At 58.3% G+C, this 13,374-nt stretch carries 12 protein-coding genes; all 12 read right to left on the bottom strand.

The genetic code is table 11. The features are described from left to right. Window positions 1–39: 39 nt before the first annotated feature. The 12 genes from QWI16_RS18435 to trpB all read right to left on the bottom strand — a co-directional run bounded on the left by QWI16_RS18435 (window position 40) and on the right by trpB (window position 13,356). Window positions 40–2,031: a transglutaminase TgpA family protein gene (locus QWI16_RS18435; RefSeq protein WP_302715489.1), complete on the bottom strand. Its 1,992-nt coding sequence runs from the start codon at window positions 2,029–2,031 to the stop codon at window positions 40–42. Beyond that, window positions 2,031–2,999, bottom strand: coding sequence for a DUF58 domain-containing protein (locus tag QWI16_RS18430; RefSeq protein WP_302715487.1), 969 nt, complete (start codon window positions 2,997–2,999; stop codon window positions 2,031–2,033). Before QWI16_RS18430 ends, QWI16_RS18435 begins: the two co-directional genes overlap by 1 nt. A 58-nt stretch (window positions 3,000–3,057) precedes the next feature. Then, window positions 3,058–3,897, bottom strand: coding sequence for a hypothetical protein (locus tag QWI16_RS18425; RefSeq protein ID WP_302715484.1), 840 nt, complete (start codon window positions 3,895–3,897; stop codon window positions 3,058–3,060). A 120-nt stretch (window positions 3,898–4,017) separates the two neighbouring features. Beyond that, a complete protein-coding gene (locus tag QWI16_RS18420; protein ID WP_302715481.1) occupies window positions 4,018–4,938 on the bottom strand; it encodes an AAA family ATPase in 921 nt (306 codons plus the stop codon). 33 nt (window positions 4,939–4,971) lie between these two features. Then, complete coding sequence (locus tag QWI16_RS18415) at window positions 4,972–6,174, bottom strand: O-succinylhomoserine sulfhydrylase (RefSeq protein ID WP_302715478.1); 1,203 nt, start codon at window positions 6,172–6,174, stop codon at window positions 4,972–4,974. 12 nt (window positions 6,175–6,186) lie between these two features. Beyond that, entirely contained in the window at window positions 6,187–7,728 is a 1,542-nt protein-coding gene (purF, locus tag QWI16_RS18410) for an amidophosphoribosyltransferase (RefSeq protein ID WP_302715474.1), read from the bottom strand. A 102-nt stretch (window positions 7,729–7,830) separates the two neighbouring features. Next, on the bottom strand, window positions 7,831–8,337 hold the full coding sequence (locus QWI16_RS18405; RefSeq protein WP_302715472.1) for a CvpA family protein: 507 nt from the start codon (window positions 8,335–8,337) through the stop codon (window positions 7,831–7,833). Between the two features lie 94 nt (window positions 8,338–8,431). Beyond that, window positions 8,432–9,076, bottom strand: a complete 645-nt coding sequence (locus tag QWI16_RS18400; RefSeq protein WP_302715469.1) for an SPOR domain-containing protein — start codon at window positions 9,074–9,076, stop codon at window positions 8,432–8,434. Window positions 9,077–9,127: 51 nt separating this feature from the next. Beyond that, complete coding sequence (gene folC, locus QWI16_RS18395; protein ID WP_302715467.1) at window positions 9,128–10,378, bottom strand: bifunctional tetrahydrofolate synthase/dihydrofolate synthase; 1,251 nt, start codon at window positions 10,376–10,378, stop codon at window positions 9,128–9,130. A gap of 8 nt (window positions 10,379–10,386) precedes the next feature. Further along, window positions 10,387–11,253: an acetyl-CoA carboxylase, carboxyltransferase subunit beta gene (gene accD, locus QWI16_RS18390; RefSeq protein WP_302715464.1), complete on the bottom strand. Its 867-nt coding sequence runs from the start codon at window positions 11,251–11,253 to the stop codon at window positions 10,387–10,389. A 48-nt stretch (window positions 11,254–11,301) separates the two neighbouring features. Continuing rightward, window positions 11,302–12,111 (bottom strand): tryptophan synthase subunit alpha, encoded by an 810-nt coding sequence (gene trpA / locus QWI16_RS18385; protein ID WP_302715462.1) that lies wholly within the window; start codon window positions 12,109–12,111, stop codon window positions 11,302–11,304. 21 nt (window positions 12,112–12,132) lie between these two features. Next, window positions 12,133–13,356 (bottom strand): tryptophan synthase subunit beta, encoded by a 1,224-nt coding sequence (trpB, locus tag QWI16_RS18380; RefSeq protein ID WP_302715460.1) that lies wholly within the window; start codon window positions 13,354–13,356, stop codon window positions 12,133–12,135. Window positions 13,357–13,374: the final 18 nt, after the last annotated feature.

The following is a 13,374-nucleotide window of genomic DNA, read 5'->3' as shown; positions in this document are numbered from 1 at the left end:
GCGCACAGAGAATTCTCGTAATAGGAGACCAGGCTGTGTTCAGCGACCTGAGCGGAGCTGGAGGCGGCGGACCAAGCGCTTGAATTCGGGCAAAGCGCGTGGATTCCCGGCGTAAGCCACTTGCTCAAACAAGATCGCTACGCGCCACAGCTGGCTAGCGTGCTCGGGCCGAGCAGTGGCCACACGGCGGGCATAGTTTGAAGGGCTCTCCCCCGTGCCGCGTGGGTAACCGGCTTTGGCCAACTTGCGACAAAAGCGCTGATAGAGCCTTTGCTCGGCGGGCAATACCTCAGGGCGGCGACGCCACAGCAGCCAGAGCAAAATGATGCCGATAATCAGCGCCAGCGCAGCGAGAGTCGCCGTTACCACCTTCCAGGGCACAGCACTACCGAGAAGGCGCTGGAAAAAAGCCTGCTGCTGGACTTGATCGTACTCCATCACCCAACGGTGCCAGCGATAGTTAAAGGCATCCCACTGCAGTTGCGCTCTGGCCAGCAGGGCAAAACGCCGGGACAGTGCGTTGCCCAAAAGCGCCGAATCCTGCTCACTGAGAGAATACTCAACACCGCGATCAATCCTCTGAGGTGCGACCGCGGCGGTGGGGTCAATGCGCCGCCAACCTTGGCCCTCAAGCCAGACTTCTGTCCAGGCGTGGGCATCAAGCTGGCGCACTGTCAAATAGCCCTCGTGGGGATTGACCTGCCCTCCCTGGTACCCCACCACCACCCTGGCGGGGACACCGGCGGCGCGCATGAAAAAAACAAAACTGCCGGCAAAGTGCTCACAAAAGCCGGTTTGCGTCTCCCAGAGGAACTCATCCACGCTATGCTCGCCCAACACAGGGGGCTGCAAAGTGTAGTGAAATCGGCGTTGCACAAACTGCAAAAAGCGCTGAATCAGAGCCTCGGGGCTGCCCTCTTGTTCTGCCCACTCGGCAGCCAATCGACGAGTCAGGGGATTGTAGCCATCCGGTAACGCGAGTGCGCTGCGTCTTTCCCTATCGTCCAAACCCGACGATTGTGCGCGATACTCGAGCGCGGAGACCACCGAATACTGTTTGCGCTGAAACACCGGCTTTCTCTGAAACAAGGTAAAGCCGCGGCTGACGTAAATATCATCATCAAAGCTCTGTGGTATGGCCAGGGTATAAAGCCAATGCTTTGCCGTCGGCTCAAGCATAATCTCGTAACTGAGTTGCCTGCCGAGCGGTTCAAGCTCTTCATGCCATTGATCCCAGGCACTGCGCCGGCCCGCATTCACCCCCTGAAAAAGCCCCTGCCCCCACTCCCGCCCATCGAAATGGTCCAGCACCAGTGCCCGCCAATAGCGCTCACCGGCGGTGGGCAAATCACCATTGAAGGTTACTCGAAAAGCCGGTTCGTCCGATTGCAGAAGATTGGAGAAATCCCCGGGGGACATGGTGTCACTGACGCCGGTCACCCCGGCGGATTTGTTCAGTGGCACAGTCCAGAGTGAGCCCATACGGGGCACCACCAAAAACAACACCAGCATCACAGGCAGCGCCTGCAGCATTAGCCCACCCAGTGTCCGCCAGGGGCGATAATCCCCTTGGCCGCCGGCGCTGGCATTGGTCATCACCAAGGTGCCGGTTATCGCTGCAAGACAGCAAAAACTGTAGAGCGCACCGAGAAACCCCGTCAGAAACAGCAGCTGGGTGCCGATAACAAAGTAGGTCAAAAAGCAGAGTAGATAGACGTCGCTGCGGCTGCGCAGCTCGGTGAGCTTTAGCACAAAGCCGGCCACCAAGAGCGACAGCATAGTTTCCACACCAAAGCTGCCGCGAAAGTTGGCAAACAGCAAACCGCTGACCACCACCGCCAAAAGGGCTCGCTGCCATCGCCCCGGGTAAAACCAACGCCCCCGATGCAGCTGCCAGCGCCAGAGCATCATCGCCCCGGCGATGACCACCAGCCACAGGGGCAAATGAGGCGTGAGCGGCAGCAATACCAGCAGCTGGGACAGCAGCAGCCACTTCAGTGCACTCGAAGAAATGGACGCCGGGCCGCGCACTAGTCAGTCTCCGGCAGGTTGTAGAGCGCCAGGGCTTTCAGCACTCGATGCAGGTGCTCATCACCCGTGGCCGGATTTAAGGTTCCTGAGGGCAGCTTCAAACCATAGTCCCTGCCCTGACGGTGCCACTTGAGTGCCAGAAAGCACAGACCGGACAGACGTTGCTCGACATCGCCCTGAACGGCGTCAAAATCGAGCCAGAGGCTTTCTTGCTCGGCTCCGCCGTATTGCTTCAGGTGCAAACCGGCACCCCGTGCGTAAAGCTTCCAGGCCACCTGCGCCATGGAGGCGCCCGGCTGATACTGGCTAAAGCCGATAAAGTCATCCTCAGCTTTTAACCTTTGCCCCTCATCCCCCAGCTCACCGCCACCCGACGCGCTGATCAAGCTGGCTGGCAAAGGTTTCGGATACACCAGAACTCTGGCCTCCAGGTGGACCCAGGACCAGACTCGGGTAATACCCAGCGGATAGTAGCTTTTGATGAGTAGGCGCGGCGGGCGCAGCCAACCGCGCTTTTCGGCGCGCAGCGGCAAGTGCACCAATTGACGCTTGCCCTGGGCCACATCGGCGCGCACTTCCAGCTCGGGAGCAAGAGCCAGTAGCAGATTGTCCGCCCGGCAGCCCCGTGCCGGTGTTAGCTCGACAGCCAGCTCCACCCGCTCGCCGACAAACCCCGGCTCTGCCGGCAAGCCCTCCACACGCAAGCCGGCGAGATTGCGAAACGCGTGTAAGATCGCCACCAAAAACAGAGCGATCAGCATAAAGCTAACGGCCAGGATCAGGTTGTTCTGATAGTTAGTGCCGAGCAGCCACAGCAGCAGCATCGCCAGAAAAAAACCCAAGCCAGCTTTGCTCGGCAATACATAGATGGAGCGGTGACGAAGGGTGACGGCTGAGGCTCTCGGCGAGCGCCGCTGCGCCCAGCGCCAAAAGAAGGACTCCAACCGGTATTTAATCGGTTCACTCACAACACAACCGCCCGCCAAAAGATCAGCTAAGAGGTTACCATAAGGCCGGGCTTATTGTTCAAGCCGCACAGAAATACACCTGCAGGGGCTCCCCTTCAACCGAATAACCCACACATAAACTCTCTTTAGCCGGCCCACCAAGCTTGGCCTCGCGCCCTAAGACTTCAAGCTGACTGTCGTCAGCGAGCTCTAACAGCAGACGGTTGAAGAAATCCTCTGCGTTTATATCAGCAGAATAAATTGAGTGATAGCGGCCCTGGCCCACCAACTCCATGGCGCGAACCAGGCTTTGTCGCTCGGCAAGGGTTTGCATAAACGAAGGCGCCGGCTCAACCCCCACCAGGGCGACAGCGCTCTCCCGCCCAAGCCTCCAGGACCACTCTGGCAGGGCCAGAGGGCGCTTAGCGAGAACATAACTCGGCTGCGAGCGCAGCCCAAAAACGCGCTGCAACTGACGCCCAAGCAAATAGGTAAACCCATCGACCTGAGGCGCCAGTGAACTCTCCGCCACTCGACGATTGCATTCGCGTTGATTGCGGGTATTCCAGTAGTGGTAGTCAGCCAGCAAATCCTGCAACTTGGCCTCCGAGAGGCAGCCGGACTCAACCAACGCCTGACCGAGAGTCATATGCTCTAGCCGCTGACGCTCAAGCAGGGTTTCGACGTCCTCAGCGCTCAACCACCCCAAAGTTTCGGCCAGCTCGCCAAACATCAGGTCTGTGTCGCGTTGGCGCAGATTGATCTGTGAACTCTGCGATGTATTGAGTAACCCCGATTCCACTGCGAGCTGCCCCAAAGACTTGTTGCGTTGCAACTGATAGCTTAAAGCCGCGCGCAGCTGATCACGCCCGACAATGCCTTTGATTTGCAGATACTGCCCGAAAAATGTCGCTGCCATAGTTCCGCCACTGGCTCTAACGGCCACAGTCGACGCTTATTAAAACGCCTTTACTCTTCTATAGCTTGCAAACAGCAGCTTGTCGAGTGGGCAGGTCTTCACCAGAGAGGAAACGGCGCTTCAGTGGGGCGAGAGAATGTCCACACTTTGCAGCAACTGATCAATCGAGCCACCTGCGCTGGCGCCGCTGCCAGCGGCCGTGACTCTGTGCGTCACCACCGCCGGCAGCACGGCCTGAATGTCTTCGGGGACCACGTAATCGCGGTCTTGCATATAGGCCCAGGCCTTGGCGCCGTGCAAGAGCGCCAAAGCGCCACGAGGGGATAAGCCATAATTGAATTGACTGTCGTGTCGGGTGGCATGAACCAGCCGCTGCAGATAACCGATCAGCGTGTCCGAGGCCTTGACCGTGCCCACGGCAGATTTAATGTCCACCAAACCCTCGGCTGACAGCAGTACTCTGAGGCTGGCAATATGGCGGCGCGAGTCGCCACCTTTAAACAGCTCCAACTCGGCGGCCGGGTCCGGGTAGCCGAGACTGATGCGCATCAGAAAGCGGTCAAGCTGCGACTCGGGCAAAGGAAAAGTCCCCATTTGCGACTGGGGGTTTTGCGTGGCGATGACAAAAAATGGCTCGGGCAAAGCCCGGCTCTGGCCATCGACGGTAACTTGGTACTCTTCCATAGCCTCGAGCAGTGCGCTCTGGGTTTTTGGTGTGGTGCGGTTGATCTCATCGGCCAACAACACCTGGGTAAACACCGGGCCCGGGTGAAAACTGAACTTGCTGGCCGCTGCCTCAAACACCGACACGCCGACAATATCCGCTGGCAGCATATCGCTGGTAAACTGCACCCGTTGATACTGCAGCCCCACCACGCGCGCCAGGGCATGACCCAGTGTTGTCTTTCCCATGCCGGGTAAGTCTTCAATCAGCAGGTGTCCGTCAGCGAACAGGCAAGCCAGTGCCAACTTGATTTCGCTCTCCTTGCCCAGCAACACCTTGCCAACTTCGTGAACAATCTCTTCAATACTCGCCCGCATGAATCACCGCACCGTTAAAATAAGCTTGTCCACTCAGAGACTGCTCAAGCCGCGCTCGAGATCAGCCTGAATGTCCTGCACATCCTCGAGCCCCACCGCCACGCGAATCAGGTTATCGCTGATACCGGCTGCCGCTTTTTGCTCATCGCTCAGTCGGCCATGGGTGGTGGTCGCCGGATGCACGATTGTGGTTTTGGCGTCCCCAAGGTTGGCCGTGAGGGAGACAATACGCGTGCTGTCGATTACCTGCCAGGCTGCCTCGCGACCGCCCTTTACCCGAAACGACAGGACCCCACCAAAAGCGCGCTGTTGCGCCCTGGCGAGCTCATGCCCCGGATGATCCGGCAAACCGGCATAGAAGACTTTCTCCACAGCGGGCTGCGCCTGCAGCCAGTGCGCCAGGGTCAGGGCGCTGGCGCTGTGAGCATCCATGCGCAACCGCAAGGTTTCCAGCCCCTTGAGAAACACCCAGGCATTAAACGCACTCATGGTGGGGCCGGCGCTGCGGATAAAAGCCAGTACCTCGTCAATATGCTCGGCGGCGCCGGCCACCAAGCCACCGAGGCAGCGCCCTTGACCGTCGATGTATTTGGTCGCCGAGTGAATCACCAGATCCGCGCCGAACAGTACCGGCTTTTGCAGGGCGGGTGTGCAGAAACAGTTGTCTACTACCAGCAGCGCACCGCGGCTGTGTGTTATCTCGGCCAATTGGGCCAAGTCCACCACATCGCACAGTGGATTAGACGGCGTCTCGACAAACACCAGACGGGTCTTCTCGGTAAACGCACCACGCCATTGGTCATAGTCGGTGGGGTCGACAAAGCGGGTGTCGACCCCAAAGCGCGCCATGTACTTGGTAAACAGCACGCTAGTGGTGCCGAACACACTGCGTGAACAGACAATATGATCGCCCGCCTTCAGCAGAGCCATACAAGTGGACAAAATAGCGGACATACCCGAGGCCGTCGCCACGGCGCGTTCGCAGCCCTCCATAGCAGCAATACGTTCTTCCAAGGTGCGCACTGTGGGATTGGTGTAGCGCGAATAGACATTGCCCGGTTGATCGCCACCGAATCTCGCGGCCGCCTCAGCGGCACTTTCAAACACATAGCTGGAGGTAAGGTAGAGCGCTTCGCTGTGCTCGCCCTCGGCGCTGCGAACCTGGCCGGCCCTCACCGCCAGAGTGTCGATACCGGCGTGCGCCAATGCCTCTTGCCGGTCAATCTTGTCCGTCATTGCTTCATCCCGTCAGTGGATATGCATATCTTCAGTGTCATTGTGCAAGCCGATGGGACTTTCTTCCTCCTTGGCCCGCAGCTCTTTTTTCTTTTTGGCTTTCCCCTCGTGACGCGAGGCTTCGAGTTTTTCCAAATAAGCCTTATCCACGTCACCGGTAATATACTCGCCGTCAAACACCGCGCAGTCAAACTCCGTCACTCCACTGCCGCCCTCGGCAGAGGCCGCTTTTAGATCGTCAAGGTCCTGATAGACCAACCAGTCGGCGCCGATTTCACGGCAGACCTCATCGTGGCTGCGACCGTGGGCAATCAGTTCTTTTGTGGTTGGCATATCAATGCCGTACACATTCGGATAGACGACAGCCGGTGCGGCCGAGGCAAAGTAGACTTTGGCCGCACCCGCCTCGCGCGCCATCTGGATTATCTGCTGGCATGTGGTGCCGCGGACAATGGAATCATCGACCAGGAGCACATTTTTCCCGCGAAACTCCAGTTCGATGGCGTTGAGCTTCTGACGCACGGACTTTTTCCGCATCTGCTGGCCCGGCATGATAAAAGTGCGGCCGATGTAGCGGTTTTTAATCAGCCCTTCGCGAAATTTAACACCGATTTTATAGGCCAGCGCCTGCCCTGCCACTCGCGAGCTATCGGGGATCGGGACGACCACGTCGATATCGTGATCGGGGCGCTCGCGCAAAATCTGCTCGGCCAGCTTTTCACCCTGACGCAGCCGCGCTTTGTAAACGGACACCCCATCCATGATGGAATCCGGGCGGGCGAAATACACATGTTCAAAAATACACGGCGTGAGGCGAGTATTCGCCGCACACTGTTTGCGATGCAACTGACCATCAAAGGTAATGTAAATGGCCTCGCCGGGGGCAACATCGCCAATCAGATCGAAACCCAGAACATCCAGCGCAACACTTTCGGAGGCGACCATGTACTCTTCGCCCTTCTCCGTCTCCCGCTTGCCGTACACGAGGGGGCGGATACCGTTGGGGTCGCGAAAGGCCACAATGCCGTAGCGAGCGATAAGCGCCACCACGGCGTAGCCACCGCTGACCCGCTTGTGTACGCCTTCAACGGCCGCAAAAACGTCCTCTTCAGCCGGCACCAACTTACCCTGCAGCTGCAATTCGTGGGCAAAGACGTTGAGCAGCACTTCGGAGTCTGAGTCGGTATTGACGTGCCGCAAGTCGGTTTTAAACAGCTCTTCACTCAGCTCATCGGCATTGACGAGGTTACCGTTGTGCGCCAGCGCAATACCATACGGCGAGTTGACGTAAAAAGGCTGAGCCAGTGCAGGGCCAGAGCTGCCTGCGGTAGGGTAACGCACATGGCCAATGCCCACATTACCCACCAAGCGCTGCATATGGCGGGTGCGGAAAACATCGCGCACCAGGCCGTTGGCTTTTTGCTGGGCGAGTTTGCCACCCTGGCATGTGACAATACCGGCGGCATCCTGGCCACGGTGCTGGAGGATAGTCAGCGCATCGTATAACTGAGTATTGACGTCGCGCTTACCGACAATGCCAACAATACCGCACATAGTTGCCTCACCTTTGTTGCTAACGAATTAACGTTGTGTACCAGTTAATAACTCAGGAGCCGTTCACGTCGAGCCCACATCAATGATCAAAAGGGCCCGGGTTCACGAATGCTCCGCAAAAAGAGACATCACCCAGGCGCTCACCTCGGCGCTTGTCTCTCTGGCCCAGTGTTCAAAGACCAGAAAACGGGGAATGAGTGCCGATTCGCGCCACCATACATCATTGTCGACAGGAATCACCGAAGGCATCAATATGACCAGAGCCATCACCAAAATAGCGCCTCTGACCAAGCCGAACACCATGCCAAACAACCGATCCGTGCCCGATAGCCCCGTCATGCGGACCAGCTCGCCAATCAAGTAATTCACCATGGCGCCCACCACGAGCGTCGCTGCGAAGAGTATGGCAAAAGCCGCAATAGCGCGCAGCGAGGGCGTGTCGATCAGACCGGTCATGAGGGTGGCGAGACGATCGCCGAATATCAGCGCGATCACAAAAGCGGCAATCCACACCGCCAGAGAGAGAGCTTCCTTGACAAAACCACGCTTGATACTGATCAAGCAGGATACAGACAGTATGCCGACAATGGTCCAGTCTGCCCAATTCATGCGCAGGATAACTCCGGGACTTGAGAAGGCGCAGATTCTAACAGAGCCAGGCTGCCGGGCATACCCTGACCATCGCTGAGGGGCGAGTGGGCACTCAAGGAGCGAACTTCAATACCAGTGAATTAACCTTGAACGCCGGGTCGATTTCGGCTTTGACGGCTTCCGCCAGGGCTTTATCGATTTTTGGGCCGATAAACACCCGACTCACCTGTCCCTGCGAGGTCTGGGCCAGGCGCACATAGGCTTTGTAACCTCGCTCCTGCAGCTTTTTACGCAGCTGCTGCGCCGATTCAGCCGAACGTAAGCTCGCCACCTGGACCACCCAGGCTTCGGGTGTGGCCAGCGGGTCGGAATCAGGGGCTGAAGAGGCGGCCAGCATCTCACTGGACGAGGCCATCACCTCGGAAGAGGAAGAGGACGAGACCGCCTCCCGGGACTCGTCAGATGACAGCGCACTGCTGCTAGTGGCGTAGGACTGCTCCAGCTGCGCCAAATCATCGGCTACCGGCTGGTCGCTCTCGGGCATAAACAGCGTGTCCGGATCCTCAGGAAGCTGATTGTCCTGCACAGGCCGGGGAGCCTCGATCACAATCGGCCGGGTTTCGGGTCGTGGAGGAATCTGACTGCGGGTATCTACCTGATGCAGCTGCTGCTCTTTAAAAAAGCCGGGGAGAAAGATCACCGCGATGCCCGTCAGCACCAAGGCACCAATCAACCGTTGTTTTAACCCGTCGTTCACCTGTCCTCCAGCGCCCAGTGTTATGGGGAAAGGGCCATGATACCAAGTCCGTTAGCTGCCGTCCGGGATCAATAGCGCCAGGGCCGCCGATACGGTAAAAAACGAGCCGCACACCAGCACCAGATCATCGTCGCCGGCAACAGCTGCCGCCTGGGCGAGGCAAGTTGCCATTGAGCCGACTTGCACCACATTGGCCTTGGCATTCGCCAATCTGTCGGCCAGCGCTTCGGGCGCTGCGGCTCGCGGAACATCGCTCAGCTGCGCCAGATACCAAGTATCCACTAGCGGTGTCAGCGGCGCCAAGACGCCGTCGATGTCCTTATCCGCCATTACGGCAAAGACACAGTGAAGTCGACCTGCCGGTCGCTGAACCCTGAGTTTGGCTGCCAGATACTCTGTGGCGGCCGGATTATGAGCCACATCCAACATATAGCTTACCCGCCCAGAGCGCAGACGCTGCATGCGCCCAGGCAGCTGCGTCTGATTCGCCAGGCGCACCAGTGCCAGCTCATCAATGGCAATGCCTAATGTCTCTACTGCGACTATGGCGGCGGCGACGCTGGCAGCGGGCAGGTGCAACGATGGCAAGTTCACGCGCCGATCGCCCCGGCAAAACATGTAGCCGGAGGCTTGCTCGGTAATTTCAAAATCCACACCGATTCGCTCGACAGGCGCGCCCAGGTGACGGGCAGCACTCAGGACGGACTCGGGCGGCTCCCGGTCTGCGCAAATCAGCGGGCGCCCGCTGCGGGCGATGCCGGCTTTCTCCCGGCCAATGGCTTCGCGATCAGAGCCAAGCCAGACCTCGTGATCGATCGCTATACTGGTGATCACAGCCACATCCGCATCAATGATATTGACCGCGTCCAATCGTCCGCCCAGGCCCACCTCGAGCACCATCACATCTACCTGATGCCGCGCGAACAGCCAGAGCGCCGCCAGGGTACCGAACTCAAAGTAAGTGAGAGACACCTCTCCTCTGGCTTCATCCACTGCGGTGAAAGCCTCACACATCTGCGCCTCGCTCACTGGTACACCGTCGATGCGTACCCGTTCACAGTAGTGGAGAATGTGGGGAGAGGTATAAGTGCCGACCTTGCGCCCACTACCTTGAATAAGCGCCGAGGCAAAGGTCACACACGAGCCTTTGCCATTGGTGCCGGCGACTGTAAGAACGCGGGCATCCGAGCCGAGTGAGAGTCTGTCCGCCACCTGGCGGATACGCTCGAGACCGAGGTCAATTTCGCTGGGATGGGCCCGCTCTAACCAAGCGAGCCATTCACAAAGGTTTTGACGATTCACTGAGGTGGTCAGGACACTTCCGCACGCCGGGTGAATTTGGCGATTAGGCCGGCCACTTTATCGCGAATATCACTGCGGTGAATGATCATATCGATAGCGCCGTGTTCAAGCAAAAACTCAGCGCGCTGGAAGCCTTTGGGCAGTTTCTGGCGAATGGTCTGCTCGATAATGGCCGGGCCGGCAAAACCCGCCCTCGCGCCGGGTTCGGCGGCGTTGATATCCCCGAGCAGAGCCAGAGAAGCGGAAACGCCACCGTAGACCGGATCGGTCATGATGGAAAAATAAGGTGTGCCCTGCCCCTTGAGTTTTTCAATAACCGCCGAGGTTTTGGCCATTTGCATCAGAGAAATCAGAGCCTCCTGCATGCGAGCACCACCGGTTGCGGGAAAGCACACCAGCGGGATGTTTTCCTCCAGCGCGATTTTCGCCGCGCGGGTAAAGCGCTCACCCACAACATAGCCCATAGAGCCACCGTGAAAGGCAAACTCAAACGCCACAGCCACCACCGGCATACCTTTCAGTTCACCCTTCATAGCGACGATGGCGTCTTTCTCTCCAGTGGACTTCTGCGCACTGCTCAGGCGGTCCTTGTACTTTTTGACGTCTTTAAACTTGAGACGATCGATGGGCTCCACCTCGGCAGCGATTTCCTGCCGGCCGGTTTCATCGAGAAAAATATCCAGGCGACGGCGCGCACCGATACGCATGTGATGATCGCACTTCGGACAGACATCCAAGTTGCGCTCAAGCTCCGGCCGGTAGAGCACGGCAGAACATTTCACGCATTTCTTCCAAAGGCCCTCAGGCACTTTGCTGGCGCCTTTTTTACCTTCGGCGCGGACAACACTGGGAACCAGTTTTTCAAGCCAACTCATTGTTCTCTCTCTCGATCTAGTGAGCCGCGCGCGGCGACCTTACCCCAATTACAGATTATCCAACGCCTGGCGGATATCACTGATAATAGCACCTACGGCATCGGCCACCTCGCCCGCCGGGCGACCAGCCATCTTGCCCATGGCATCAACCAACACACTGCCGATGACCACACCATCGGCTAACTTGGCCACAGCGCTGGCGCTGGCGGCATCTTTGATGCCAAAACCCACGCACATCGGCAGGTCAGTAAGCTTGCCGAACTCGTCCAGCTTGCGCTTGACCGACTCGATATCCAGGTGCCCTGCCCCGGTCACCCCTTTGAGTGACACATAGTACAAAAACCCGCTGGCGTGCGCGGCGATCTCGCGGGCCCGCTCTACCCGGGTGGTGGGCGCCAACAAAAAGATATTGTCCATATCGCGGCTGGCCAGCTCTTGCTTGAGGCCTTCCAACTCCTCGGGAGGCAGGTCGACCGTGAGCAAACCATCCACTCCGGCGCTGGCCGCACGCTCGGCGAAACTGGCGTAGCCCATGCGCTCGACCGGGTTGGCGTAGCCCATTAACAACACTGGCGTGTGCTGGTTGGTTTTGCGAAATTCAGCCACCATGGCAATGGTGTCGGTCAGGCTGACACGGTGGACCAACGCTCGCTCGTGGCCCTTCTGGATAACAGGCCCCTCGGCCATAGGGTCGGAAAAAGGCACACCCAATTCAATAATGTCCACGCCCGCCTCTACCATTTTGTGCATGGTGGGCAAAGTGGCTTCGCGCACGGGATCGCCATTGACAATGTAGGCCACCAAGGCTTTGCGACCGGCGCTGGATAACTGCTCAAACTGCTGACTGATTCGACTCATTGATTCTTTTCCATCACCCGGTCAGACCGTAATGCCGTCAATATCGGCAACGGTTAAAATGTCTTTGTCGCCCCGACCGGACAAATTGACGATAATAATTTGCTCTTTATCCATGGTCGGTGCCAGTTTTTCGGCGTAGGCCAGAGCGTGACTGCTCTCAAGGGCGGGCATGATACCCTCGGTGCGCGTTGTCTTGCGAAACGCCGCCAGAGCTTCGGCATCGTTGATCGCCACGTATTTCACCCGGCCGAGGTCCTTGAGCCAGGCGTGTTCCGGGCCTACGCCTGGGTAGTCGAGGCCCGCGGATACCGAGTGAGTCTCGATAATCTGACCGTTCTCGTCTTCCATCAAATAGGTGCGGTTGCCGTGCAAGACCCCAGGGATACCGTCATTCAATGGTGCGGCATGGCGACCCGTATCAACACCGTCACCACCGGCTTCAACGCCGTACATGGCAACCGACTCATCGCGCAAAAACGGGTGAAACAAGCCGATGGCGTTGGAACCTCCGCCCACACAGGCCACCAGGGCGTCAGGCAGCTTGCCGGTCCTCTCCAGACACTGGGCCCGGGCTTCGCGGCCGATAACCGCCTGGAAGTCGCGCACCAGCTGCGGATAGGGATGCGGGCCGGCAACAGTGCCGATAATATAAAAAGTATCGTCTACGTTGGTGGACCAGTCGCGTAGCGCTTCATTCATAGCATCTTTCAGGGTTTTTGAGCCGGAGGTGACAGGAATCACCTCGGCGCCGAGCAACTTCATCCGATAGACGTTAAGTGCCTGGCGGCGCACATCTTCAGCGCCCATATACACCTGACATTTGAGGCCCAGTCTGGCAGCGACAGTGGCCGTTGCCACACCGTGCTGACCGGCACCGGTCTCAGCAATCACGCGGCTCTTACCGGTCATTTTCGCCAAGAGCGCCTGGCCGATGGTGTTGTTCACCTTGTGAGCACCGGTGTGGTTGAGGTCTTCGCGCTTAAGATAAATCTGCGCACCGCCAAGCTCTCGGCTCCAGCGCTCGGCGTGATACAGCGGCGACGGCCGGCCGACATAGTGGGCCAGATCACGATCAAACTCGGCCTGGAACTCGGGGTTATCCTTGAGGCCGGCATAAATTTCTTGCAACTCATCCAGCGCGTAGATCAATGTCTCAGACACGAAACGACCACCGAACTGGCCGAAGTGACCGCGCTCATCGGGAAAAGCACTGTAATCCACGGTTTGCTTGTTTACATCATTCACAGGTCAACTCACTTAAGG

It is taken from the genome of Gilvimarinus algae, from assembly GCF_030518215.1.
GTDB classification, from domain to species: domain Bacteria; phylum Pseudomonadota; class Gammaproteobacteria; order Pseudomonadales; family Cellvibrionaceae; genus Gilvimarinus; species Gilvimarinus algae.
This window is presented reverse-complemented; position numbering and strand designations above follow the sequence as displayed.

What these genes read in the sequence shown, in the direction of transcription:
- QWI16_RS18425 (WP_302715484.1), bottom strand. Translation starts at nt 3,897, where the DNA reads ATGGCAGCGACATTTTTCGGGCAGTATCTGCAAATCAAAGGCATTGTC.
- QWI16_RS18420 (WP_302715481.1), bottom strand. Translation starts at nt 4,938, where the DNA reads ATGCGGGCGAGTATTGAAGAGATTGTTCACGAAGTTGGCAAGGTGTTG.
- QWI16_RS18415 (WP_302715478.1), bottom strand. Translation starts at nt 6,174, where the DNA reads ATGACGGACAAGATTGACCGGCAAGAGGCATTGGCGCACGCCGGTATC.
- purF (WP_302715474.1), bottom strand. Translation starts at nt 7,728, where the DNA reads ATGTGCGGTATTGTTGGCATTGTCGGTAAGCGCGACGTCAATACTCAG.
- QWI16_RS18405 (WP_302715472.1), bottom strand. Translation starts at nt 8,337, where the DNA reads ATGAATTGGGCAGACTGGACCATTGTCGGCATACTGTCTGTATCCTGC.
- accD (WP_302715464.1), bottom strand. Translation starts at nt 11,253, where the DNA reads ATGAGTTGGCTTGAAAAACTGGTTCCCAGTGTTGTCCGCGCCGAAGGT.
- trpA (WP_302715462.1), bottom strand. Translation starts at nt 12,111, where the DNA reads ATGAGTCGAATCAGTCAGCAGTTTGAGCAGTTATCCAGCGCCGGTCGC.